Annotated in this window: 26 protein-coding genes; 11 read left to right on the forward strand and 15 right to left on the reverse strand. The window is 62.7% G+C overall.

All coding sequences use genetic code 11. The features are described 5' to 3' along the window. The first annotated feature begins 60 nt into the window (after positions 1 to 60). Genes leuS through holA form a run of 3 tightly spaced genes read left to right on the forward strand, consistent with a single transcriptional unit; the run spans position 61 to position 4,460 of the window. Positions 61 to 2,793, forward strand: coding sequence for a leucine--tRNA ligase (gene leuS, locus IYY11_RS20035; RefSeq protein ID WP_196405500.1), 2,733 nt, complete (start codon positions 61 to 63; stop codon positions 2,791 to 2,793). Further along, positions 2,780 to 3,409: an LPS assembly lipoprotein LptE gene (locus IYY11_RS20040; protein ID WP_246720124.1), complete on the forward strand. Its 630-nt coding sequence runs from the start codon at positions 2,780 to 2,782 to the stop codon at positions 3,407 to 3,409. Before leuS ends, IYY11_RS20040 begins: the two co-directional genes overlap by 14 nt. A 25-nt stretch (positions 3,410 to 3,434) precedes the next feature. Further along, complete coding sequence (gene holA / locus IYY11_RS20045; RefSeq protein ID WP_196405502.1) at positions 3,435 to 4,460, forward strand: DNA polymerase III subunit delta; 1,026 nt, start codon at positions 3,435 to 3,437, stop codon at positions 4,458 to 4,460. A gap of 10 nt (positions 4,461 to 4,470) precedes the next feature. Here holA and IYY11_RS20050 read toward each other — a convergent pair whose 3' ends face one another. From IYY11_RS20050 to IYY11_RS20060, 3 genes are read right to left on the reverse strand one after another with little or no spacing between them, the layout of a single operon-like run. Beyond that, positions 4,471 to 5,124 carry a glutathione S-transferase family protein gene (locus IYY11_RS20050; protein ID WP_196405503.1) on the reverse strand — a complete coding sequence of 218 codons (654 nt, stop codon included), beginning with the start codon at positions 5,122 to 5,124 and terminating at the stop codon, positions 4,471 to 4,473. After that, on the reverse strand, positions 5,121 to 5,477 hold the full coding sequence (locus IYY11_RS20055) for a DUF1428 domain-containing protein (protein WP_196405504.1): 357 nt from the start codon (positions 5,475 to 5,477) through the stop codon (positions 5,121 to 5,123). The genes IYY11_RS20050 and IYY11_RS20055 overlap by 4 nt, the downstream gene beginning before the upstream one ends. Then, positions 5,474 to 5,926: a VOC family protein gene (locus IYY11_RS20060; RefSeq protein WP_196405505.1), complete on the reverse strand. Its 453-nt coding sequence runs from the start codon at positions 5,924 to 5,926 to the stop codon at positions 5,474 to 5,476. The genes IYY11_RS20055 and IYY11_RS20060 overlap by 4 nt, the downstream gene beginning before the upstream one ends. Positions 5,927 to 5,983: 57 nt before the next feature. On the opposite strand from IYY11_RS20060, the gene IYY11_RS20065 reads away from it, so the two are divergent. Continuing rightward, positions 5,984 to 6,682 (forward strand): winged helix-turn-helix transcriptional regulator, encoded by a 699-nt coding sequence (locus IYY11_RS20065; RefSeq protein ID WP_196405506.1) that lies wholly within the window; start codon positions 5,984 to 5,986, stop codon positions 6,680 to 6,682. A 3-nt stretch (positions 6,683 to 6,685) separates the two neighbouring features. Here IYY11_RS20065 and purQ read toward each other — a convergent pair whose 3' ends face one another. From purQ to IYY11_RS20090, 5 genes are all read right to left on the reverse strand, one after another. After that, complete coding sequence (purQ, locus tag IYY11_RS20070; protein WP_196405507.1) at positions 6,686 to 7,375, reverse strand: phosphoribosylformylglycinamidine synthase subunit PurQ; 690 nt, start codon at positions 7,373 to 7,375, stop codon at positions 6,686 to 6,688. Continuing rightward, positions 7,375 to 7,611, reverse strand: a complete 237-nt coding sequence (gene purS, locus IYY11_RS20075) for a phosphoribosylformylglycinamidine synthase subunit PurS (protein WP_196405508.1) — start codon at positions 7,609 to 7,611, stop codon at positions 7,375 to 7,377. The genes purQ and purS overlap by 1 nt, the downstream gene beginning before the upstream one ends. 67 nt (positions 7,612 to 7,678) lie before the next feature. Next, positions 7,679 to 8,245 (reverse strand): Uma2 family endonuclease, encoded by a 567-nt coding sequence (locus IYY11_RS20080; protein ID WP_196405509.1) that lies wholly within the window; start codon positions 8,243 to 8,245, stop codon positions 7,679 to 7,681. Between the two features lie 19 nt (positions 8,246 to 8,264). Further along, on the reverse strand, positions 8,265 to 9,059 hold the full coding sequence (purC, locus tag IYY11_RS20085; protein ID WP_014892432.1) for a phosphoribosylaminoimidazolesuccinocarboxamide synthase: 795 nt from the start codon (positions 9,057 to 9,059) through the stop codon (positions 8,265 to 8,267). Between the two features lie 329 nt (positions 9,060 to 9,388). Then, positions 9,389 to 9,760: a hypothetical protein gene (locus tag IYY11_RS20090; protein ID WP_246720125.1), complete on the reverse strand. Its 372-nt coding sequence runs from the start codon at positions 9,758 to 9,760 to the stop codon at positions 9,389 to 9,391. A 160-nt stretch (positions 9,761 to 9,920) separates the two neighbouring features. On the opposite strand from IYY11_RS20090, the gene IYY11_RS20095 reads away from it, so the two are divergent. Together IYY11_RS20095 and IYY11_RS20100 are read left to right on the forward strand one after the other, a co-directional pair. Continuing rightward, positions 9,921 to 10,244 carry a DUF1476 domain-containing protein gene (locus IYY11_RS20095; RefSeq protein ID WP_196405510.1) on the forward strand — a complete coding sequence of 108 codons (324 nt, stop codon included), beginning with the start codon at positions 9,921 to 9,923 and terminating at the stop codon, positions 10,242 to 10,244. Between the two features lie 46 nt (positions 10,245 to 10,290). After that, on the forward strand, positions 10,291 to 11,277 hold the full coding sequence (locus tag IYY11_RS20100) for a tyrosine recombinase XerC (RefSeq protein WP_196405511.1): 987 nt from the start codon (positions 10,291 to 10,293) through the stop codon (positions 11,275 to 11,277). 42 nt (positions 11,278 to 11,319) lie between these two features. Here IYY11_RS20100 and ribB read toward each other — a convergent pair whose 3' ends face one another. The 4 genes from ribB to IYY11_RS20120 form a co-directional block, all read right to left on the reverse strand. Next, a complete protein-coding gene (ribB, locus tag IYY11_RS20105; RefSeq protein WP_196405512.1) occupies positions 11,320 to 12,429 on the reverse strand; it encodes a 3,4-dihydroxy-2-butanone-4-phosphate synthase in 1,110 nt (369 codons plus the stop codon). A gap of 59 nt (positions 12,430 to 12,488) precedes the next feature. Then, complete coding sequence (locus IYY11_RS20110) at positions 12,489 to 12,665, reverse strand: hypothetical protein (RefSeq protein WP_196405513.1); 177 nt, start codon at positions 12,663 to 12,665, stop codon at positions 12,489 to 12,491. A gap of 282 nt (positions 12,666 to 12,947) precedes the next feature. Continuing rightward, the gene (locus IYY11_RS20115) at positions 12,948 to 13,352 is read right to left on the reverse strand and encodes a DoxX family protein (RefSeq protein ID WP_196405898.1); all 405 of its coding nucleotides are present in this window, start codon (positions 13,350 to 13,352) and stop codon (positions 12,948 to 12,950) included. Between the two features lie 51 nt (positions 13,353 to 13,403). Continuing rightward, a complete protein-coding gene (locus IYY11_RS20120; RefSeq protein ID WP_196405514.1) occupies positions 13,404 to 13,634 on the reverse strand; it encodes a DUF4287 domain-containing protein in 231 nt (76 codons plus the stop codon). 50 nt (positions 13,635 to 13,684) lie between these two features. On the opposite strand from IYY11_RS20120, the gene IYY11_RS20125 reads away from it, so the two are divergent. Both IYY11_RS20125 and IYY11_RS20130 read left to right on the forward strand, forming a co-directional pair. Beyond that, the gene (locus IYY11_RS20125; RefSeq protein ID WP_196405515.1) at positions 13,685 to 14,344 is read left to right on the forward strand and encodes a TetR/AcrR family transcriptional regulator; all 660 of its coding nucleotides are present in this window, start codon (positions 13,685 to 13,687) and stop codon (positions 14,342 to 14,344) included. Between the two features lie 54 nt (positions 14,345 to 14,398). Then, on the forward strand, positions 14,399 to 15,160 hold the full coding sequence (locus tag IYY11_RS20130; protein WP_196405516.1) for a phosphodiester glycosidase family protein: 762 nt from the start codon (positions 14,399 to 14,401) through the stop codon (positions 15,158 to 15,160). Here the strand turns inward: IYY11_RS20130 and IYY11_RS20135 are convergent. Both IYY11_RS20135 and eno read right to left on the reverse strand, forming a co-directional pair. Continuing rightward, positions 15,157 to 17,865 (reverse strand): valine--tRNA ligase, encoded by a 2,709-nt coding sequence (locus IYY11_RS20135; RefSeq protein ID WP_196405899.1) that lies wholly within the window; start codon positions 17,863 to 17,865, stop codon positions 15,157 to 15,159. The genes IYY11_RS20130 and IYY11_RS20135 overlap by 4 nt on opposite strands. 149 nt (positions 17,866 to 18,014) lie before the next feature. Next, positions 18,015 to 19,298, reverse strand: a complete 1,284-nt coding sequence (gene eno / locus IYY11_RS20140) for a phosphopyruvate hydratase (protein WP_196405517.1) — start codon at positions 19,296 to 19,298, stop codon at positions 18,015 to 18,017. A 353-nt stretch (positions 19,299 to 19,651) separates the two neighbouring features. Between eno and IYY11_RS20145 the strand changes: the two genes are divergently transcribed. The 3 genes from IYY11_RS20145 to IYY11_RS20155 all read left to right on the forward strand — a co-directional run bounded on the left by IYY11_RS20145 (position 19,652) and on the right by IYY11_RS20155 (position 22,644). Further along, positions 19,652 to 20,308 (forward strand): hypothetical protein, encoded by a 657-nt coding sequence (locus IYY11_RS20145; protein WP_246720126.1) that lies wholly within the window; start codon positions 19,652 to 19,654, stop codon positions 20,306 to 20,308. A 63-nt stretch (positions 20,309 to 20,371) separates the two neighbouring features. After that, positions 20,372 to 20,833, forward strand: coding sequence for a preQ(1) synthase (gene queF, locus IYY11_RS20150; RefSeq protein WP_196405519.1), 462 nt, complete (start codon positions 20,372 to 20,374; stop codon positions 20,831 to 20,833). Between the two features lie 107 nt (positions 20,834 to 20,940). After that, positions 20,941 to 22,644: an adenylate/guanylate cyclase domain-containing protein gene (locus tag IYY11_RS20155; protein WP_196405520.1), complete on the forward strand. Its 1,704-nt coding sequence runs from the start codon at positions 20,941 to 20,943 to the stop codon at positions 22,642 to 22,644. Here IYY11_RS20155 and IYY11_RS20160 read toward each other — a convergent pair. Continuing rightward, positions 22,556 to 23,638 (reverse strand): HoxN/HupN/NixA family nickel/cobalt transporter, encoded by a 1,083-nt coding sequence (locus IYY11_RS20160; protein WP_196405521.1) that lies wholly within the window; start codon positions 23,636 to 23,638, stop codon positions 22,556 to 22,558. The two genes, IYY11_RS20155 and IYY11_RS20160, sit on opposite strands and share 89 nt — an antisense overlap. Positions 23,639 to 23,750 lie beyond the last annotated feature (112 nt).

The raw sequence follows: 23,750 nt of genomic DNA on the forward strand, positions 1-23,750 counted from the left end.
CCCGACCGCCCGGCATTAGAGGCGCAATCCCGCAAGCCTTTTGACCGGACTCGCCAGCAAATGAGACCCGAACGCTATAATTTTGCCGAGGCGGAGCCCCGATGGCAAAAGATTTGGGAAGAAAAACAGTCTTTTAAGGCAGGCGAACGCATCGGCGCGCCCAAATATTACGTGCTCGAGATGTTTCCCTATCCTTCGGGCCGGCTGCACATGGGCCATGTGCGCAATTACTCGATGGGGGACGTGATCGCGCGCTTCATGCGCGCCAGGGGCTTTGACGTCCTGCATCCGATGGGCTGGGACGCCTTCGGCCTTCCCGCCGAAAACGCCGCGGCGCAGACCGGCGCGCATCCGGCGCAATGGACCTACGCCAACATCGCGGCGATGCGGGCGCAGCTCAAAACGCTGGGGCTGTCGCTCGACTGGTCGCGCGAGATCGCGACCTGCGATCCCGAATATTACGGGCGCCAGCAGAAGCTTTTTCTCGATTTCCTGAAAGCCGGCATCGTCGTCCGCAAGAAGTCGAAGGTGAACTGGGACCCGGTCGACATGACGGTGCTCGCCAATGAGCAGGTCATCGACGGGCGCGGCTGGCGGTCCGGCGCGCTCGTCGAGCAGCGCGAGCTGACGCAGTGGTTCTTCAAGATCACCGACTATTCCGAAGAGCTGCTCTCCGCGCTCGACGATCTCGACCGCTGGCCCGAGAAGGTGCGCCTCATGCAGCGCAATTGGATCGGGCGCTCGGAGGGCATGCTCGTGCGCTTCGCGCTGGCCGAGCCGCTTGACGGGATGCGCGAGATCGAAGTCTTCACCACCCGCGCCGATACGCTGTTTGGCGCGAAATTCGTCGCGCTCGCCGCCGATCATCCGCTGGCGAAAGCCGCCGCGCAGAAGGACCCGGCGCTCGCCGCCTTCGCCGAGGAGTGCCGGCGCGGCGCGACGTCCGCGGAAGCGATCGAGACCGCGGAAAAGATGGGCTACGACACGGGGCTGCGCGTCGTTCATCCGTTCGATCCGAACTGGACGCTGCCGGTCTATGTCGCGAACTTCATTCTGATGGACTACGGCACGGGCGCGATCTTCGGCTGCCCGGCGCATGACCAGCGCGACCTCGATTTCGCGACGAAATATGCGCTCGGCTTCAAGGTCGTCGTCTGCCCGGAAGACCTCGATCCCCAAGAGCTCGAAAAGCAGATCGCGACAAGCGGCGAAGCCTTCGAGGCCGAGGGGAGGCTGGTCAATTCCGGCTTTCTCGACCGGCTCACTGTGCCGGAGGCGAAGGACGACGTCGCCAACCGTCTGACGACCACGGCGCTGTTCGGCCATCCCCAGGGCGAGCGGAAGGTGAATTACAAGCTGCGCGACTGGGGGATTTCGCGCCAGCGCTACTGGGGCTGCCCGATCCCCATCATTCATTGCGAGAATTGCGGCCCGGTCCCGGTTCCGGAGGCCGATCTGCCGGTGCGGTTGCCCGAAGACGTCTCCTTCGATCAGCCCGGCAATCCGCTCGATCGCCACGCAAGCTGGAAAAATGTCCCCTGTCCCTCATGCGGCGCGCCGGCGCGGCGCGAGACCGACACGATGGACACGTTCGTCGACTCGTCCTGGTATTACGCGCGCTTCGCCGACCCGCATAATGAGACGGCGCCGGCGAGCGCCGAGGCGCTCGCGCGCTGGCTGCCGGTCGATCAATATATCGGCGGCATCGAGCACGCGATTCTGCATCTTCTCTATTCGCGCTTCTTCGCCCGCGCCATGCGCGATTCCGGCCACGCGGCGGTCGCCGAGCCCTTCGCCGGGCTCTTCACCCAGGGCATGGTCGTGCATGAGACCTATAAGGCTCAGACTGGGGAATGGGTGTCTCCCTCTGACGTTCGATTTGAATTTGTGCCGGCGTCGAGTGTTCCGAGTGCGGGCACAGCCATTCAAACGGCAACGAGCTCTACCCCTAATGAGCCGGCAAAGGGCGGTCTGAAGATTTCGACTGGCAACATTCGCGTTGCGAATCTTGTAAGCACCGGTGAGCGGCTCGAAATCGGCGCGATTGAGAAAATGTCGAAGTCGAAGAAGAATACTGTCGATCCCGACGACATTGTCGCGAGTTATGGCGCCGATACGGCGCGGCTCTTCGTCCTGTCCGACAGCCCGCCCGACCGCGACGTCATCTGGTCGGACGAGGGCGCGCAGGGCGCCTGGCGCTTCGTGCAGCGCCTGTGGCGCCTGACCGGCGAACTGGGGCATGTGGCGGCCCCCGTCGGGGCTGAGCCGCCGGCGGCGTTTCACGATCTCGCGCTCGCCGTGCGCAAGGCGACGCATCGTTCGATCGCCCAGGCGAGCGAAAATATCGAGCGGCTGCGGTTCAACAGCGCCATCGCCCGCATACGCGAATTCGCCAATGAGCTGACCAGCGCGCTCGACGCCGTGACGCAAACGCCGGTTCCGGACGATCTCGCCTTCGCCTTCCGCGAGGCGGCCGACGCGCTCATTCGGCTTGTCGCGCCGATGACGCCGCATGTCGCCGAGGAGTGCTGGGCCGATTTGGGCCACAAAGGTCTGGTTGCTGAAGCGGCTTGGCCGGCGGCCGATCCTACCCTGTTGGCCCAGGAGATGATAAGCCTGCCGGTGCAGGTCAACGGCAAAAAGCGCGCCGAAATTCTTGTCGCCCATGACGCCGACGAAGAAACGATTCGCAAAGAGGCTTTGGCGCAAGATGGCGTTCAGCGCGCCATGGAAGGCAAGCCGCTGAGGAAGTTCATTCTCGTTCCGAAAAGGATCGTCAATGTGGTCGTTTAGCAAAGCGGCAGTCGGCAATCGGCAATCGGCATTCGGACGACTGCCGACTGCCGACCTGCCGATTGCCCGGTTCCGGCGCTTGGCGATGATGTGCGCAGCGCTGCTCGCCCTGCCGCTCGCCGGCTGCATCCAGCCGCTTTATGCGCCGGCAGGATTTGGGCTCGACTCCGCGCCGCTCGCGGCCGAGCTGCAGTCGGTCGCGGTTGACGAAATTCCGCAGCGGCTCGGCCACTATGTCCGAAACGATCTGATCTTCGGCCTGAACGGGACTGGCTCGCAGCCGCCGCCGCGCTACCGTCTGATGGTCGTGCTCCGCGAGCGCGTGCAGACGCCGATTCTCGACACTGTGACCGGCCGCGCCACATCGGCGACGGTGATCGTCGACGCCGAATATCGGCTCGTCACCATCCCTGATGAGGTGGAGGTCACGAAAGGCATCGCTTTCAACATCGTGAGCTACGATCGATTCTCGAACCGCTTCTCCAATGTGCGCGCCGCGCGCGACGCAGAGATCCGTAACGCGCGGGTGATCGCGGATTCGATCCGCACCAGAATCGCCACCGTGCTCGCTACGCGCCTGTCTTCTGTACCGGCTCCCGCCGTCGTTCGCTATTGACGGCAGGGGCGGACGATAGCGCCTCATGACGGCGGTCAAGAGTCGCGACGCCGAACGCTTCATCGCCGCGCCGCCCGAGGGCGTCTTTCTTTTCCTGGTCTTTGGCTCCGACGCGGGCATGGTGCGTGAGCGCGCGCTCGCGCTTGTCGAAAAACGCGTCGACGATCGCCGCGATCCTTTCCAGTTCGTCGAGATGAGCGGCGATGGCGTCTCCTCCGACCCGCTTGCGCTGCTCGACGAGGCCAACACCACGCCGCTCTTTGGCGGACGGCGCGCCATCCTCGTCGAGACCGGCGCCAAATCCGTCATTCCGGCGCTGACGTCGCTTATCGGCGCGCCGCCGGCGCATTGCACGGTCGTGCTGACCGCTGGCGCGCTGAGGCGCGACGCGCCGCTGCGCAAGCTGGTCGAGGGCGCCAAGCAGGGCGCGGCGATCGAGTGCCAGCCCGACGCGGAAGCGGATTTGCAGGCGCTGATCGATCGTAGCCTGCGCGACGCCGGCCTTGTCGCGAGTCCGGAAGCCCGCGGCCTGCTGCTCGGCGCGCTTGGGGAAGACCGGCTGATGAGTCGCGCCGAGCTTGAAAAGCTCGCGCTCTATATGCATGGCCGCGAGCATGTCGAAGCCAAGGACGTCGAAGCGATTGTCGCGCATGCCTCGAACATCGCGTCGGATCGCATGGTGACGGCGGCTTTCGCGGGCGCCGCCGATATGGGCGCGGCGCTCGACGCTTATTTCGCGCAGGGCGGCGATGCGCAGCAGCTCGTCATCGGGGCGCTGCGCTACGCCGTGGCGCTGCATCGCGCCCGTCTCGCCATGGAGCGCGAGGGCGGGCGACCCGATGTCGGCGTTTCGGCGCTGATGCGCGCCGGCTTCGGCTTCATGCACCGCGCGCTGATGGACGAACAGCTCAAGAGCTGGTCATCCGCGCGGCTTGGCGCGCTGATCGAGCCGCTGCGCGCCGCACAGATGCGGGCGCGCGCCAACGCCGGCGTGGCGCAGATGGAGGCCGAGCGCGCGCTGTGGAACGTCGCGCGCGCGGCGCGGCGGTAAGCGGGCGGCGTCAGTCCCGATCCGGCGCGCCGAGCGGAAAATAAGCGCGATAAGGTCTTGCTCCGTCCACGGCTCTCGCGAAGGAGGGGCGCGCAAGCAGCCGCTGGCGATAGGCCTTTAAATTGACGAGCGCGTTGTCGATGGGGTGCGTCCAGTCGGCGTAGAAAAGCGCCGGCGCCGCTGCGCAATCGGCGAGCGAGAAATCCTCTCCCGCCGCCCATTCGCGACCTTCCATATTTTCGTTTAGCCAGCCGTATGCCGTGTCCAGCGCCCGACGCGCTTCAGCGACTCCAAATGAATCGCGATCCTCTTCCGAGCGCAGACGATCGAACACAATTCTTTGCATCGGCGTCATGATGTAATTGTCGAAGAACCGGTCCATGAAGCGGACCTCGATCGCCGCCTGCGCATCGCGCGGCACGAGCGTCGTTCGGCCAGGGTGGCGTAGGTCCAGATATTCGACGATGACGCTGGCCTCCATGACGCTGCGATCATCGTCGAGCAGAAGCGGCATCCGCTTGATGGGCCAAAGCGCGGCCCACTCCGCTTCCGCCTGCTTGTCTTCGAGCGAGCGAAACTGGAAAGCCGTGTCGTTCTCGTAAAGCGCAATCAGCGCCTTTTGCGTGTAGGACGAAAACGGATGGCCATACAGCGCGAGCGTCATGACGCGCCTTCGTCCATCAATACGCTGAAGCCGCCGAAGATCATGCGTTTGCCGTCGAAGGGCATCGGCATGTCTTTCATGCGCGGGTCTTCATGCATTTTCTTGTGCGCCGCGTCGCGCACCTCTTTGGACGGCCATAGGACCCACGAGAACACGATGTTTTCGCCGCTCTCGGCGGCGACGGCGCGTTTAAAGTCGGTGACTTTGCCGTCGGGCAGGTCGTCGCCCCAACATTCGACGACGCGTAGCGCGCCCCACTCCTTCATGATCGGCCACATCTGCGCGGCGGCCTTATGGTAATCTTCCTTCTTGCCAGTGGGCACGGGAATCACGAAACCGTCGACATAGCTCATTGCGTCGCTCCTTCTTGCTGGCAGGTCTTTTCTTGTTGGCATGCCTTCGACGCCGCCTCGGCGTCCATCCACATAATCTCCCAGATATGACCATCGGGATCTTCGAAGCTGCGGCCATACATGAAGCCGAAATCCTGCGTCGGCGTCGGATCCGGGGCGCCGCCGGCGCGAGTCGCCTTTTCAACGACGGCGTCGACGTCGGCGCGGCTGTCGGCCGAAATACAGATCAGAACTTCTGCGCTCCTATGCGCATCGGCGATCTCTTTCGTCGTGAACTGGCGGAATTTTTCATGGGTCAAAAGCATCGCGTGAATGGTGTCGGAGAAAACCAGGCAGGATCCCGTGTGGTCGGAGAACTGCGGGTTTTTCCTGGCCCCGACCGCCTCGTAGAAAGCGGTCGCCCTGGGCAGATCGGTGACAGGAAGATTGACGAAAATAAGCTTGGACATGGACGCTCCTCAAACCGCACGTTGCCGAACCTACCGCACAAGTTATAAAATGCAACAATGAAGTTAGTAAAAATAACTAAAAAGACCGCGGATAAGAGTCGCCCTTCCGCGCGCACCTATGACGACGCCTGCGGCGCCGCCCATGCGCTCGATCTGATTGGCGAACGCTGGGCGCTGCTGGTGATGCGCGAACTGATGTTCGGGCCGAAAAGATTCAGCGACCTGCGCGCCGATCTTCCCGGAATCAGCGCCAATGTGCTGACGCAGCGGCTGGAGCGGCTGGAGGGCATCGGCGCGCTGAGCCGGCGCAAGCTGCCGCCGCCGGCGGCGAGCCATGTGTACGAGCTGACGCCCTGGGGCTATGAGATCGAGCCGGTGTTGGGCGTCCTCGGCCGCTGGGCGGCGCGCTCGCCACTGCATGACCCAACGCTGCCTCTCAGCGCCGCCTCGCTGATGCTGTCGTTCAAGACGATGTTCGACGCCCGCAAAGCAGAGGGATTGAACGCGCGCATCGGGTTTCGCATCGGCGACGAGACGTTCCTCGTGCAAATCCACGGCGGCGCATGCGACGCCGCCCGGCAAGCGTTGGAGGGCGCCGACGTCGTCTTCGCCGGGCCGGCGAGGGCGATCGCCGCGGCGGTCTATGGCGGCGCGCCGCTCGAGGCGCTTGAAGCTGAGAAGGCGCTTTGGGTCGAGGGCGACCGCGCCCTCGCCGAACGCTTCACCGGGCTCTTTCCGCTGCCGCCAAAAGCGTGAGGATCACGCCGCGCTGGCGAGGCTCTCGAAAAGCCCGCGGCCGTCGGTTCCGCCGACGAGCGCGTCGATGAGATTTTCGGGATGCGGCATCAGGCCGAGGACATTGCGCCCTTCCGAATAGATTCCGGCGATATCGTTGCGCGAGCCGTTGGGATTGGCCTCGCCGCCGACATTGCCGGCCGAGTCGCAGTAGCGGAAGGCGACGAGGCCTTCGCCCTCCAGGCGATCTATCGTCGGGTCATCGGCTTCGTAATTGCCCTCGCCATGCGCGATGCAGACTTCGATCGTCTGACCCTTTGCATATTGCCGGGTGAAGGCGGTGTCGTTCCGTTCGACCTTGAGATGCTGCATCCGACAGACGAAGCGCAAATTAGCGTTGCGCATCAGCACACCTGGCAGCAGGCCGCTTTCGCAAAGAATCTGGAAGCCGTTGCAGACGCCCAGCACCAGTCCGCCGCGCGCGGCGTGCGCGCGCACCGCGTCCATGATGGCGGCGCGGCCGGCGATCGCGCCGCAGCGCAGATAATCGCCGTAGGAAAAGCCTCCGGGCAATACGACGAGGTCAGTCCCGGCGGGCAGCTCGTGATCGGCATGCCACAACATCGATGGCTGGCGCCCGGTCGCCTGTGTCAGCGCGCGGGCCATGTCGCCTTCGCGATTGGAGCCGGGGAAAACGACGACGGCGGCTTTCATCACAGATCGATCTGATAGTTTTCGATCACGGTGTTGGCGAGCAGCTTCTCGCAGGCGGCTTGCAACTGCGCCTTGGCGGCGGTGGCGTCGGCGCCGGCGAGCTCCACGTCAAACACCTTGCCTTGCCGCACGCTGGCGACGCCTTCGACGCCAAGCGACTTCAGCGCGCCTTCGATCGCCTTGCCTTGCGGATCGAGGACGCCGGATTTGAGGGTGACGACGACGCGGGCTTTCATGCGCTATTCCAAGTTCAGAAGATGGCGAACGGTTACTGGCTCGACGCGCGAAGCGCAAGCCGGCGCGTTAGAGCAGACCCGTGCCGCGATAGATCTCGCGCAAGTCGATCGACGCGCCGATAAGGGGCAGGTCGAGCACGCTCTCCGCCGTCTCGAAGCGGCGTTCCGAGAACTCATTGGCGCGATCGAAGGAGACGACTTCAACCGCGTCCTGCGCGATGACCACATACTGCCTGAGCGATGGCAGCGTCGCATAGGCTTTCCGTTTCCAGCGCAGATCCTTGTTCGCTGTGGATGGCGACAGAACCTCAAACGCGATGATCATGTCATTGCATTCGACGCCCTCAAGATTGTCATCGGGTCGGATCAGCAGATCAGGAACGGGAACGCTTAATTCAGAGAGGCGCACGCCGATCCCGGGAATGATCTCCCAACCCGGATTTCTTTGGCGAGAAATCTCTGACAGGGCAAAAAATACGTTGCCGATGATCTTTTGATGCAGACGGCTGGCGGAAGCGTTCAAGACCGGCTCCCCTTCGATCAGCTCCCATTTTTCGTCGTCGGGGCGTGTCGCGGTGAACGCGAAGAATTCCTCCGCGCCCATTGGACCTGAATCGAGATGAGGAACGCCCATGGCGGCCCTTCGGGATTGCCTACTGCACGAGCTTCGGCGCGCCGGTGCGGATCGTCTCGTTTTCCTGCATGATGCCGAGACGGCGCGCGACTTCGGTATAGGCCTCGACCAGCCCGCCGAGATCGCGACGGAAGCGATCCTTGTCGAGCTTGTCGTTCGACTTGATGTCCCACAGCCGGCAGCTGTCGGGCGAAATCTCGTCGGCGACGACGATTCGCATCATGTCGCCTTCCCAGAGCCGACCGCATTCCATTTTGAAGTCGACGAGGCGGATTCCGACGCCGAGGAACAGGCCCGAAAGGAAGTCATTGACGCGGATGGCGAGCGCCATGACGTCGTCGATCTCCTGGGGAGTCGCCCAGCCGAAGGCGGTGATATGCTCCTCGGACACCATCGGGTCGTCGAGCGCGTCATTCTTATAGTAGAATTCAATGATCGAGCGGGGCAGTTGCGTGCCCTCTTCCATCCCGAGACGCTTGGCCAGCGAGCCGGCCGCGACGTTGCGCACGACGACTTCGAGCGGGATGATCTCCACCTCGCGGATGAGCTGCTCGCGCATGTTCAGCCGGCGGATGAAGTGGGTCGGCACGCCGATGCTGTTCAAATGCTGGAAGATATATTCGGAGATCCGGTTGTTGAGCACGCCCTTCCCGTCGATCACCTCGTGTTTCTTCGCGTTGAAGGCCGTGGCGTCGTCCTTGAAGTGCTGAATCAAAGTGCCGGGCTCAGGGCCCTCATAGAGGACCTTGGCCTTGCCTTCGTAGATGCGGCGTCGGCGGTTCATTGGGATCAACCGGGGCTTGAGGAAGTCCATGTGGCGGGTCGTCGCTCCTCCGAAGTGTGAACGCATGCCGGCTTCTGGGCGGCTCTCAGGGAGCGGCGGCGGGCGTGCGCCCTGCCGCGAGCACCGGCGGTCGTAGCGTCTTTGGCGGCCAGTGACAAGCCGACAGCGCACTCTATCGCAAAGAGAAAGACGATACAATGAAACTGAAAGGGCGGCGGCCAGCGGCGGCGTCGCCGTGTTGGTTCCTCTTGCACGCGCGGGCGCCCGTAATTTGAGCATCTGGTCGACGATTTTCCGACCGCGCCCGTTCGCCCCTGCGACGCTCATGGCGCAAACACAAAGCGGCTTTGGCGTTTACGCTACTTCCAGCCGGCCTGTTTCTCGCAGTCCTGCCGGGCCTCAGGATTGGCCTTTTCCCACTGAGTGACGGATCGGGTTTCGTTGTCGTCCATCTTCTCGTTCATGCACATGCAATAGGCGCGGATAATGGCGGGCGTCCCGCCTTCCTCGCCTTTGTTATCGCTGATGCATTGGTTGATCCATTTGAGGTCGTCGCTGGTCATTTTCTGGGCGAAGGCCGGGCTCGTCAGGGCCAAGGCGGATAAAATAACGCATGCAAATTTCTTCATGAAGCGCCCCTGCTTGGTCCGATCGCCGGACGGAAAACTCTCTAGGCTGTTACAAATTGCCGAATCGGCGCGCCTTTTGCAATTCGGCGCGCGGCGCGCCATGTCCGCGTCCGCGCCCGCATCATAGCGGTCGTTTTCGTCGCGGCCAGGACGACGCTTTCCGGCATTGGCTTTGCGCGCGAATACGCATATATCGAGCCGACGCCGATGCGGCGCATGATCGCCGAGTCCTGATTTAAGAACAACCCGGCCGAGGATGGACATGAGCACGTTCGACCAGCGCGAAGATTCCTTCGAAAAACGCTTTGTCCATGAAGAGGAGCTGCAGTTTCGCGCCGAAGCGCGCCGCAACAAGCTGCTTGGCCTCTGGGCGGCTGAAAAGCTCGGCAAGACCGGCGCCGAGGCGCAGGCTTACGCGGACGCTCTGGTCGCAGCGGAAGTCGCCGCCGACGCCGATGAGCGGGTCGTGGCTGTGGTGAAGAAGGATTTTGAGGCGGCGGGCGTGAACCAGTCCGAGCATCAGATCCGCCGCACCATGGACGAGATGCTGACCAAGGCGAAAGCCGAGATCAAGTCGGGCGAATAACCGACGATTCACGGCCTTCATTCATCTTTTTGGGCGATAGTCGCTTATGCGCGATTCGCCCGTCAGAGCGCCCCGACAGAAGCCGCTTCCCGACGCCTCTTACTTTCAGGCGGCGCCGGCCATCGCCGAGGAAGCGGCGCTATGGTTGCGCTATCTTGCCGGCGAGCGGCGCGCCTCTCGGCACACGGTCGACGCCTATGGCCGGGACCTCGCCAATTTTTTGGGTTTTCTGGCGCAGCATCTGGGAGAGCGGCCGGACGCGGCCGCGCTTAAGTCGCTTCAACCCCCCGACCTGCGCGCTTTCATGGCCAAGCGTCGCCGCGATGGCTTGGAAAGCCGGTCGCTGCTGCGGGCGCTCGCCGCGGTTCGCAATTTTCTGCGCTTCATCGAGAAGAAGGGCCTCGCCCGCACCGATGTCTTTGGCGCCGTGCGTCCGCCCAAGCGTCCGCACAGCCTCCCCAAAGCGCTCACCATCCCCGACGCCCGCGACATCGTGGACCCCGCACAGAGAGCGGGCGAGGCGCGAGAGCCCTGGGTGATCGCGCGCGACGCCGCCGTGCTGGCGCTGCTCTACGGCGCCGGCCTGCGAATTTCCGAGGCGCTGTCGATCGGAAGCGCCGCGGCGCCGATCGGCGCCGCCGATCGGGTCACGATCCTGGGGAAGGGCGGCAAGAGCCGGACCGTGCCGGTCATCGCGCCGGTGCGCGCGGCGATCGAGGCCTATCTCGCGCTCTGTCCCTATGATCTCGCCGGCGGGCCGCTGTTTGTTGGGGCGCGCGGCGGGCCGCTCTCGCCGCGCATCATCCAGCTCGCCGTCCAGCGCCTGCGCGGGGCGCTCGGTCTGCCCGAGAGCGCGACGCCGCATGCGCTGCGTCATTCGTTCGCCACGCATCTTCTGGGTCGCGGCGGCGATCTGCGCACGATCCAGGAATTGCTCGGCCACGCCTCGCTCTCGACGACGCAGATCTATACCGCCGTCGACAAGACGCGGCTCCTCGACGCCTATCGCTCGGCGCATCCGCGCGCGAAGTGAGGTCTATGGAGACAAGCGTGCGGCGAGCCCGTCAGAAGCCGCTCACTCCACCGGCTCCACCGCGCTGATCTCGATGCCAAAGCCCGAGAGCCCGACGAAGGCGCGGGGCTTTGACGACGAGGAGCGCAGACGGATCGACGAAACGCCGAGGTCCTTCAAAATCTGCGCGCCGAGGCCGACGTCGAGCCATTGCCGCTTGCGCGTTTCCGCGGCGTTTTCCTCTTGGTCCCCTTGGCCCGCTTGCCCCCCTTGGCGTCCGACAATATTGGCCGGGACGCCCGCCGCGCCGTCGCGCAGATAGACCAGCACGCCGCGCCCTTCGCGGGCAAAGCGATGCAGCGTCTTCTTGATCGTGTCGGCGCCCCCGAACACATCCGCGAGAATATCGGCGCGATGCAGCCGCGTCGGCACGTCGCGTCCGTCGCCGATCGCCCCCAGAACGAAGGCGAAGTGCTGCACGCTGTCGAACGGCGTCACATAGGCGTGGCCGATCATTTCCCCGGCCTCTGTGGCGACGGGGAAAGTCGCGACGCGTTCGACGAGCTTTTCGCGCGCCTGCCGAAACGCGATAAGATCGGACACCGACACGAGTTTGAAGGCGTGCGCGCGCGCGAATTCCTCGATCTGGCGGCCGGTCATCACCGTGCCGTCGTCATTGGCGAGTTCGCAAATGACGCCGACCGGCGGCAGGCCGGCAAGCTTGCACAGATCGACGGCGGCTTCCGTATGTCCGGAGCGCATCAGCACGCCGCCGTCCTTGGCGATCAGCGGGAAGACATGGCCGGGCCGCACGAAGTCGCTCGCGCCCATATTGCCATTGGCGAGCGCGCGCACCGTATTGCAGCGCTGCTCGGCGGAGATTCCGGTGGTGAGCCCGTGGCGCGTGTCGACGGTGATGGTGAATGCGGTGGCGAGCGGCGCGTCGTTTTCCGCGACCATGGGCGCAAGGTGCAGACGGCGCGCCTCCTCGAGCGTGAGCGGCGCGCAGACGATCCCGCTCGTGTGGCGGATGATGAAGGCCATTTTCTCGGGCGTGCAGAGCGACGCGGCGACGACGAGGTCGCCTTCGTTCTCGCGATCGTCGTCATCGGTGACGATAACGATTTCGCCACGGGCCACGGCCTCGACGGCTTCAGTGATGGAATGGGACAAGGGTGGCTCCGGTGTGGGGCCGGCGCATTGCTCTGCGCCGGGGGCCAGGACGTGGAGATTTACTCCGGGCGCAGGCGGGATTCAAACAGTCTGGCGGAGATGGCGTCGAGGCCCAGCGATGTGCGGGGAATGATCATTGTCCGGGGGACATCGCCATCGGCGGCATAGGCGAGACCCAAGACGCGGTCGGCGATCGCCAAGTCATTGGTCGGGACGACATCGTATACTCTGCTCACGATCCCGTCGATCGCCTCGCGGACGTCTCGATCGATCGATCGCCCATGATCTGGAGCATAACGCGACATTCATCGGCGAAAAGAACGTTGAAAATTCCCATCGATGCGAGCTGCTCGATCGCTTGCAGGGCATCGCTAACGAGGGAAGCGCCAGGCGTTTGGACGATCACGCACATCGTCGGCTGAATATCGCAACCAACATTCGGAACGGAGAAGCACTTCGAGGAATCGCGTCGCTGTCGATTGCAGGTCACGCCCGTTCCGTCGGATGACGAAGGGCTTTCATCGACTGTATGGGACGAGCGTGCGTATGCGATCATTCCTTAAGTAGAGAGCGCCCCAAAGCATGAAGCCGACATAAACTCCAAAGAGCGTGTGACTGAAAAAAGGGCTCCCAATGCGCGCATGAGTCGCGACGGCCCCGCCGAGATAAGCAGTGAGAAGGATCGCTCCGAGCACAGATGTTCTGGGATAGGCATACAGCGCCGTGCATGCGAGCAAGACGAGCCCTACTGAATTCACCGTCGTGGCAGGCCACCCGAGCTGAACAGTCGTTTCCAAGACGACAGGGAGCTGCGCGAGCTTCATCGTCACGTCCATCAGCATGAAGAGGATTACAAGTCCGCTCAGACCGTAGCCGGCCCACCGCGACCATTTGCGAGTTGCTGTCGTATTTTTTTGCGTCAGATGAGTTTCCCTTCGTTCGAGGCTCGCGGCATTGACGAATTTGCTGCGCGGTCATGGAGTCAGGGGCGCTTTTGCGGGCTTGAGCGCCGCGTAGATGGCCATCGCGTGGCCGCGACCCAGACCAAAATCGTCCTTGAGCCACTTGACGATCTCGCCGGCTTTGACGCCTTCCTTCAATTTCCCTTGTTGAGTGAAGCCCTTCTCGTCCGCGAGATTCTTGAAGTCGTCGACCCCCTTGCCTGTCTTCGCTCGGATATTGTCGAGATAAGCTTGGAACGTCATGCGCAGTCGCTCCATGTTATATATATTCAATATAGTGAGATATATCTAATATGTCCGAACAGGGCAAGCGGCCATACGCGTCGAAACTCCGGAGCCGGTCGGCGGAAGCCACCCGGACCCGAGTTCTCGACGCCGCGAAGGAGCTTTTCGCAAGTCAGGGAATAGACGGGGTCACCATCGCTAGGATCGCCGAAAAGGCCGGCGTGGCCGCCGCCACTGTTTATTCGCTGTTCAAGTCAAAGGAGGGATTGCTCCACGCGCTGATGCATGCCGCCCTATTCGGCCCACAATTTCAGGAAGCCGTTGCAAGGCTGGAAGGTGTGACCGACCCCGTCGAATTAATCGCGATGTCAGCCCATGTCGCACGCGCCATTTACGAGAGCGAAAGCGCGGAGCTTGGATTGATTCGGGGCGCTTCGGCCTTCTCGCCCGCTCTTCGACAATTGGAGCAAGATTTCGAGAGGATCCGATTCGAGATGCAGGAAAAACGGGTGAGTTTGCTGTTCGCGGCGGAAAAGCAGCAGAAAGGTCTCCAACTGATCGAGGCTCGGCGCATCCTCTGGATGTATACGAGTCGCGATGTCTATCGCATGCTCGTCTGTGATGGCGGTTGGACGCCGGATCGATATCAACAATGGCTATCTGAAACGCTCGTGCTAACGCTGGTGAATGCGAATGCGCGACAAGATTGGGCGGCCTCGAGCGATTGACGCCAATCCGCTCGCGCAGATTCCGGAACGAGGCGGCGTGCTATGAGGAGGCTCATGAAGAAGTTCAGACGCCTTTCGCCGCTCGCGCTTCTCTTCGTCCTCTGGCTTGCGCCGACCGCGGCGGCCGAGCCCGGCCCCTGCGCCGAAATCGAGGAGGGCGGCGCCTATACGCTATGCGACTTCGATGCGCGCAAAAGCGACATTCGGCTTTTTCTGCGCGACGAGAAAGGCGAAATATATGGCTCTTTCGCGCGGCTTGCGGATGGACTGGCGAATAAGGGCGAAACGCTCGTTTTCGCCATGAACGCCGGCATGTATGCGGAAGATCGCACGCCGGTCGGCCTCTACGTCGAAAACGGCCGCACGCTGAGCGGCGCCAATACGCGTTCCGGCGCCGGCAATTTCCACCTGAAGCCCAATGGCGTGTTCTGGGTCGACGGCGCGCGCGCCGGCGTCACCGAGACAGCGCGCTTCCTGAAAAGCCGTCAGCGGGCGCAATTCGCCACCCAGTCAGGACCAATGCTCGTCATCGGCGGGCGCATTCATCCCCGCATCCATGGGGACGGCATGTCGCAGAAATTTCGCAACGGCGTCTGTGTTCAAGACGGTCATCTCGTGCGCTTCGCGATCTCCAACCAGCCGGTGACGTTCCATCAATTCGCGCGGCTCTTTCGCGATCGCCTGCAGTGCAAGGACGCGCTGTTTCTCGATGGCGGCTCGGCGTCGGCGCTCTATGCGCGCTCGCTCTCGCGTCACGACCGTTTTGCGCCGACGATGGGGCCGATCGTCGGCGTCGTCGAGAAGGCGAGTCGCTAGCTTAGTCGGGTAAGCGCGGCATTGAGCTTTTCGACGCGCGCCGCCGTCTCTTCGCGCCGTTCGCGGTGCTCGTCGATCACCTCTTCTTCGGCCTTGGCGAGGAAGCCCTCATTGGCGAGTTTGGCGTCGAGCTTCTTCACCTCGCCTTCGAGCTTGCCGATCTCTTTCGCCAGTCGCGCTCTCTCGGCGCCAAGGTCGATTACGCCTTCGAGCGGCATGGCGGCGACGCCGCCGCGCACGATGATCTGGGCGCTGCTCTTTGGCGCCGCCTCAGCGAAGCCGATGTGCGAGAGGCGCGCGAGCTTGCGGATCGTCTCGTCCCAGCGGGTCGCACGCGCTTTCAGCGCGTCGTCGGCGCCGATCAGCAGCAGCTCGGTCTCGCTCGTGAGATTCATCTCGGCGCGCAGCGAGCGGACTTCGGAAATAACATCGACGACCCAGCCGATTTCGCTTTCGGCCTCCGCATCTTCGAGTCCTTCGAGCGAGGGCCAAGCGGCGAGCGCCAGCATCGTCTCGCGCTTGGGACCGTCCGCGCCCTTGATCGCCCAAAGCTCCTCGGTGAGGAAGGGCATGAAGGGATGCAGCAGCGCATAGATTTGGTCGAGAACGAAGGCTGTCGTTGCGCGCGTTTCGTCCTTCTCCGCGCCGTCGGCCCCTTGCAACATTGGCTTCGCCAGCTCGACATACCAGTCGCAGAAGACGCTCCAGACAAAGCGATAGACGGCGTTCGCCGCGTCATTGAAGCGATAGGCTTCGATCGCCGCGCTCACGTCCGCCGTTGCGCGCGCGGCCTCTCCGACGATCCAGCGGTTCAGCGTAATCTTATTGCCGCGCGGATCGTAGCCTGGAACGCGCGCGCAGCCGTTGATCTCGGCGAAGCGCGACGCGTTCCACAGCTTCGTCGCGAAATTGCGATAGCCTTCGACGCGCTGCGTCGAGAGCTTGATGTCGCGGCCTTGCGCCGCCATCGCCGCGAGCGTGAAGCGCAGCGCGTCGGCGCCATATTCGTCGATGAGGCGCAGCGGGTCGATGACATTGCCCTTCGACTTCGACATCTTCGCGCCCTTCTCGTCGCGAACGAGCGCGTGGATATAGACGTCGCGGAAGGGGACCTCGTCCATGAAATAGAGGCCCATCATCATCATCCGGGCGACCCAGAAGAAGATGATGTCGAAGCCGGTGACGAGGGCGCTCGTCGGATAATAGCGCGCGAGCTCCGGCGTCTTCTCCGGCCAGCCGAGAGTCGAGAACGGCCAGAGCGCCGATGAAAACCAGGTGTCGAGAACGTCTTCGTCGCGCGTCAGAGTCACGCCATCGCCGCGTTTGGCGCGCGCCGCGGCAAGCGCCGCTTCTTCCGTCTCTTCGACATAGGCGTTGCCGTCCTCGTCATACCAGGCCGGGATGCGATGACCCCACCAGAGCTGACGCGACACGCACCAGGGCTGGATGTTCTCCAGCCACTCGAAATAGGTCTTCTCCCAATTCTTCGGCACGAAGTTCGTGCGGCCCTCGCGCACGGCTTTGAGCGCCGGTTGCGCCAGAGTCTTGGCGTCGACATACCACTGGTCGGTGAGGCGCGGCTCGAGCACGGCGCCCGAGCGGTCGCCATGCGGCACCACATGTCTATTATCGTCGACGCCGTCGAGCAGCTCGCGCTCTTCCATCATTTCGACGACGCGCTTGCGCGCCGCGAAACGATCGAGCCCGTCGAGGGCGGAGACCGTCGCCGCGAGTTCGGGAGAAGGATCGACGCCTTCGTGAAACTCGGCGTTGGCCGCGAGCGTCATCTGCGCCTGCGGGTCGAGCACGTTGACGAGCCGCAGGCCATGCCGCTTGCCGACCTCGAAATCGTTGAAGTCATGCGCCGGCGTGATTTTCACCGCGCCGGTGCCCTTCTCGGGATCGGAATATTCGTCGGCGACGATCGGGATCAGCCTGCCGACCAATGGCAGACGCACGCGTTTTCCAACCAGCGCCGTGTAGCGCTCGTCTTCCGGATGCACGGCGACGGCCGTGTCGCCAAGCATCGTCTCGGGGCGCGTCGTCGCGACGACGATATATTCGCCGGTCTCTTTCCCAGCGTCGTCGACGATGGGATATTTGAAGCGCCACAAATGGCCCTTCACTTCCACCTGCTGCACTTCGAGATCGGAGATCGCCGTGTGCAGCGCCGGGTCCCAATTGACGAGGCGCTTGTCCTTGTAGAGCAGCCCGTCGCGATAGAGCTGCACGAAAACCTTCACCACCGCGCGCGATAGGCCTTCATCGAGCGTGAACCGTTCGCGCGACCAGTCGCAGCTGGCGCCGAGCCGCTTCAGCTGTTCGACGATTTTGCCGCCTGACTCGGCCTTCCATTCCCATACGCGCTCGACGAATTTCTCGCGTCCGAGTTCGCGGCGATGCTCCTGGCGCTCCATTAGCTGGCGTTCGACGACCATTTGCGTCGCGATGCCGGCGTGGTCGGTGCCCGGCTGCCAGAGCACGTCGTCGCCCTTCATGCGGCGATAGCGAACGAGAATGTCCTGCAGCGTATTGTTGAGCGCATGGCCCATATGCAGGCTGCCGGTGACGTTTGGCGGCGGAATGACGATGGAGTAGGGCGCCGCCGGCGCGCGTTCGGGCCGTCCGGCGCGAAAGGCTTGCGCCTCTTCCCACGCGTCGCGGATGCGCGATTCAATCGAGGCGGGAGCGAAGGTTTTTTCCATGGTCATTGGGCAGGAGCCTTTTGGCCCCCACCCTGTCCCTCCCCCGCTGCGCGGGAGAGGGGACGCTAACGATCGGCGGTTCGTCGCACGTCAGTGAAGGCTCGAATCTACTCCCTCTCCCGCGAAGCGGGGGAGGGCAGGGGAGGGGGTTACGCCAGCGCCTTGAGCGCGCCTTTGCCGGCGTAGATCGCCGCGTCGCCCAGCTCCTCCTCGATGCGGATGAGCTGGTTGTATTTGGCGGTGCGGTCGGAGCGGGCGAGCGAGCCGGTCTTGATCTGGCCGCTGTTGGTCGCGACGACGAGATCGGCGATGGTCGAATCCTCGGTCTCGCCGGAGCGATGCGAGAAGACGGTGGTGTAGCCGGCGCGATGCGCGGTCTCGACCGAAGCCAGCGTCTCGGTCAGCGTGCCGATCTGATTGACTTTGACGAGCAGCGAATTGGCGACGCCCAACTTAATGCCCTCATTGAGGCGCACGACATTGGTGACGAAAAGATCGTCGCCGACGAGCTGAACTTTGTCGCCCAGAACGTCGGTGAGCTTCTTCCAGCCCTCCCAATCGTCTTCGGCCATGCCGTCCTCGATCGACACGATCGGATAGGCGCTGGCGAGCTTGGCGAGATAGGCGACCTGCTCGTCGATCGAGCGCGTCACGCCTTCGCCTTCGTAGACATATTTGCCGTCCTTGAAGAATTCCGTCGCGGCGCAGTCGGAGCAAAGATGCACGTCGACGCCGGGCTTGAAGCCTGCCGTTTCGATCGCCTTCATGATGAAGTCGAGCGCCGCTTCGGCGGAAGGAAGATTGGGCGCGAAACCGCCTTCATCGCCGACCGAGGTGCTGAGGCCGGCTTTCTTGAGCGCCGACTTGAGCGTGTGGAAAATCTCCGCGCCCCAGCGGATGGCGTCGCGCACATTCGGCGCGCCGGTCGGCATGATCATGAATTCCTGGAAGTCGATCGGATTGTCGGCATGCACGCCGCCATTGACGATATTCATCATCGGCGTCGGCAGCACCCGCGCCTGCACGCCGCCCACATAGCGATAGAGCGGCAGCGCCGAGGCCTCGGCCGCCGCCTTGGCGACCGCGAGCGAGACGCCGAGAATGGCGTTGGCGCCGAGCCGCGACTTGTTCGGCGTCCCATCGAGCTTGATCATCGCCTCGTCGAGGGCGACCTGATCTTCAGCCTCGAAGCCGAGCAGCGCGCCGGCGATTTCGTCGTTGACGTTGTCGACCGCCGCGAGCACGCCCTTCCCGAGATAGCGCGACTTGTCGCCATCGCGCTTTTCCGCCGCTTCATGCGCGCCGGTCGAGGCGCCGGACGGCACCGCCGCGCGTCCAGACGATCCGTCCTCCAGGGTGACGTCGACCTCGACGGTCGGGTTCCCGCGAGAATCCAGAATTTCGCGGGCGTGGATGTCGACGATCTCGGTCATGGATGCCTCTTCATGATGCGGCGCGGAGCGGCGCGACTTCTTAGACCTATTGCGCGGTCCGGAAAAGCCTCAGCCGTAAAAAGGTTCTGTGTCCGCTGCGGGCTTTTGTGGGATCTGTGCTGCGCCGCGGCGAGACGCGCCGGTGAAATCCGTTGACTGGGGAGGGGACCTCCCTATCCTTGAGCTTGATTAATGAGCGGACGTTCGCCGCCAAGCGCGACGGTCGGCGGGAGGTTCGGATGGCCCTAAACACAACGCGATTCGCGCGTGGCGTCGTTTTTTGCCTTTGCTTGGGCCTTTGGAGTTCCGCTTGGGCTCAATCGCCGGAGCATGTCGCCGCCGCGAAGGCGACTTTGGAGAAATCTCCCGTCCGAGGCAATTGCGCGCCGGCGCAGGAAGATTTTCTCGGCTGGCCGGCGAGCCTCGTGCAGCGCTGCGAATATCAGCGCGAGGATATGCCTGGCCTCGCCTATGTGCTCGACGTCAAGCCGGAAACTCTGGCGCGCTGGGTCGAGGCCGGATGCAGCGCGCTGATGGTCGGCGCCGGCCATTGTTTCGACCGGACGTTGAAATGCGCGCTCGACAGCACAGGCGCCAGCTTTGTGATCGGCGGCAATCTGATCGCGGCGCGCGGCGGCGTGAAGCAAAATCGCTTTTATCGCAACGGCGTCGCGATCGTTGCGCCAAAAAGCGGGATGCCGGGCGCCGTGCCGATCCCAGAACAGGAGCAGATCGCGCATATGCCCGAAAAAGACGTTTCGGCGATGCTCGACCGTGGCGGCGTGGCGTTGTGGAACACCTTGCCCTATCAATTCGCGGTGAAGGCGCTCGAAATCGCCGTGCCGGCGGAGATGAACACGCCGGACAGGCGCGAAAAATGGCTCGAAATGGTGCGCATCGAAATGCTGAAGGCGCTGGAGAGCCCCGAGAATCGCCTTCTCTCGGGCTGGATGTCGGCGCATCCGATCACCTTGCGCGCGGGCGAATGTCCCGACTCGCGCGACCCGTGAGCCGTTTGGCGCTTGACGCGGCGGCGATCGCGCCTTTGTTACGCGCATGACCAAGTTACGCGCATGACCAAGACGCATAAGGGCGCCGCGCTGCTCGGCCGCATGGCCGCGCTGCCGGCTTCGCCGGACGAGGCCGAACTCGATCTCGTTCCCAATCCCCACAAAGACGCGAACTATCTCGTGCGCTTCACCGCGCCCGAGTTCACCTCGCTTTGCCCGGTGACCGGGCAACCCGATTTCGCACATATCGTCATCGACTATGTCCCCGCCGAATGGCTGGTCGAGTCGAAGGCGCTGAAGCTTTACCTTGGAAGTTTCCGAAACCACGGCGCCTTTCACGAAGACTGCACGCTGCGGATCGCGCGCGATCTCGTTGCGGCGATGACGCCGAAATGGCTGCGCATCGGCGGCTACTGGTATCCGCGCGGCGGCATGCCGATCGACGTCTTCTGGCAGACCGGCGCCCCGCCAGAGGGGCTGTGGCTTCCTGACCAGGGCGTGCCGCCCTACCGGGGGCGAGGCTAGGCGTTTGGGCGCCCCAAAGTCGAACCTTGTGCCTCCGCTAGCAAATCACCTATGGGTCACAGCGGTCTCCTGACCAAGAGACCGTCCGATCGCGGGGCCCAGAGAACATGAAGCTTCGGACGTTCTTCTCGATCTTCTTCCTGTTGCTCGTCGCGCTCGCAGGCGGCAATTTGGCGCTGGGCGTTTTTCTGGAAAAAGCTCAGAAGGGTCTGGAGACATCGCACCGCGAATTGCAATCCTTGACCACGCTTGCTGAGGATTTGGTTTTTTCCTCGCAGTGGCAGACGCGCTTTGCGCGCGGTTACATCTCCAGCAACGATCCGAGACGCGTTGAGTGGTACAACATCATCGGCGCCATTCTCAACGGCGAAACCGCTCGGCCGAAGGACTATAACTTCGGCTATTGGGATCTCGTGAATGGCGGAATCATTCCGCCGCCCGAGAAGAAAAGCGACGGCGCAGTTTCCATCGAAGAGCGCTTCTTAAGCCAAAATGTCACCGCGCATGAATTGAATAAGCTTAAGGAAGCGCGAAGCTTCCTGGAAAGAGTGGTCGCGATCGAACGCGCCGCAATGCATGCCGTTGATGGCGAGTTCGATGACGGCGCTGGAACCTTCGTCCGCAAGGGCAAGCCCGATCGCGCTTTAGCGACAAAGCTGCTGTTCAGCGATGAATATCGCAAGCTCAACGGCGATTTAACGCTGCGCATTGCGCAGATGCAGAATTTGATCCGACAGAGATACGCGGGGCGAATTTCGCAAGAAGAGTCGTTCGCCAACAAATTGTTTGAAGCCAACTCTTACTTGAATATCGGATTATTTGGCGTGGTTGTTTTGTCCCTGATCTTTTTGCGCAATCGCTTCGCGGTTCGAGCGTCGCACCTCATGTCGGTCGTTCGCGAGATTGGCTCGGGAAATCTGGCGGCTCAGGCCTCGGTCTTCGGAAGCGACGAGATCAGCGAACTCGCCACCACCGTCAATACGATGGCTGCAAATCTGAACGTCGCGTTCGACAAGCTCGAAGACAAGATAAAGCTTTCGGGCAAAGCCTTGTCGGACCTCGAGATCGAACGCTCCCGTTCGGAAAAACTGCTCCACAATATTCTTCCTGCCGCGATCGCCGAACGACTGCGTGGCGGAGAGGAGACGATCGCGGAAGTTTTCCCTGAGGTTACGGTGTTTTTCTCCGACATCGTCGGTTTCACCGGACTCTCGGCAAAGCTTGGTCCGCATGCCACCGTCAATATGCTCAACGTTCTCTTCGAGAAATTCGACGAACTGGTCGAAAAGCACGGCGTCGAGAAAATCAAGACGATCGGCGACAGCTATATGGTGGTCGGCGGAGTCCCGAACCGGGACCCGTTGCACTGTCAGCATATCGCGGACTTTGCTTTAGACGCGCAAAGTTTCATCATGAGTTTCGCGGAAGGGCTTTCTTACCCGCTCCAAATGCGCATGGGCGTGCACACCGGCACGGTGGCGGCCGGCGTCGTGGGGAAAAAACGATTTTCCTATGATCTGTGGGGCGACGTCGTGAATGTCGCCAGCCGATTTGAGTCGACTTCCAAGCCCGACAAGATTCACGTGTCCGAAGCGGTGAAGGTGCGTCTCAGCGACGATTACGTATTGGTGGACGGCGGGACCGTCGAATTGAAGGGCAAAGAGGCGACGCGTTCTTTCTTTCTGATTGGCAAGAAGACGCAGATGCCGGGAATCTTGGACTTCACGACTCCTGGCGCTGCGGGGGGTAGTCCATCCCGACTGCGCCGCGATACGCCTTCATTTGTCCCTGGCTTCGATAGGCGAGCATAGAGATGAGCCAGCTCGCGATCAGGATCGCGGCGATCGCAAAGCCGAAATTGGCGAGATTGTCGTTAAGCCCTTGAACCAGGCGCCAAAGGCCGCCTTCGAAGCCGAGCTTATCGCCGATCAAGCCGAGCGCTTCGATGCCGCCAATGAAAATGGCGACGATGACCGACATCGCGGTCATCACCAGATTGTACCAAAGTTTCCTCAGCGGATCGTCGAACGCCCAGCCGTAGGCTCCAGTCATCACGAGGCTGTCCGTGGTGTCCATCAAGGTCATGCCGGCGGTGAACAGGGCCGGAAACACCAGAATCGTCGAAAAGGACATGCCTTGCGCGGCCTGCGCCGCCGAAATCCCGAGCAGGCCGATCTCCGTCGCCGTGTCAAAGCCCAGTCCGAACAGAAATCCAACGACATACATGTGCCATGACCGCGACACGAAGCGGAACAGCGGGCGGAAAACCCGGGTGAACACGCCTCGCCCGTTGAGCAGACGGTCGAGGTCCTCTTCGAGGACGGGTTCGCCCAGTCGGGCGCGGTTGTAGGCCGACCAGATGCCTCTGAGCAGGAGCAGGTTTGCAAGGCCGATGACAATGAGGAATGAAGCAGACGCCATCGTGCCGATGGCGCCGCCGAGGGCCTGATAGTCATGCGCCTGGCCCTGCAGGGCCACGGCCGCCGCCGCCATCATGACCGATGCGAGGGTGACGAAGGTGGAGTGGCCGAGCGAGAAGAAAAATCCGACGGAATAGGGCGTCTTGCCGTCCTGCATCAATTTGCGCACGACATTGTCGATGGCGGCGATGTGGTCGGCGTCGAAGGCGTGGCGAAGACCGAACATAAAGGCCAGAACGGCCGCTCCCATCAGGCCCGGTCGATCGGAGAAGGCCGTCCACGCCCAAGTCCAGGCGAAGACATTCGCCGCGATAATCAAGCCATAGGTCGCCGCAGCCTTGGCTTTGAAATTGTCGCCTAGGTCATCGAAAGGATTGAGCGCCATGACCCCCGCCTGAGCAATAAAGACCTTTAACCGTAATCGCTTAATTAGGAAAGTTCATACGTTGACCAGCGGGAGGCTTAGTGGATCGTCTTCGCCAGCGGTCTCTTGAGCA

The organism is Methylocystis sp. H62 (genome assembly GCF_015709515.1).
In the GTDB taxonomy this organism is placed as follows: Bacteria; Pseudomonadota; Alphaproteobacteria; order Rhizobiales; family Beijerinckiaceae; genus Methylocystis.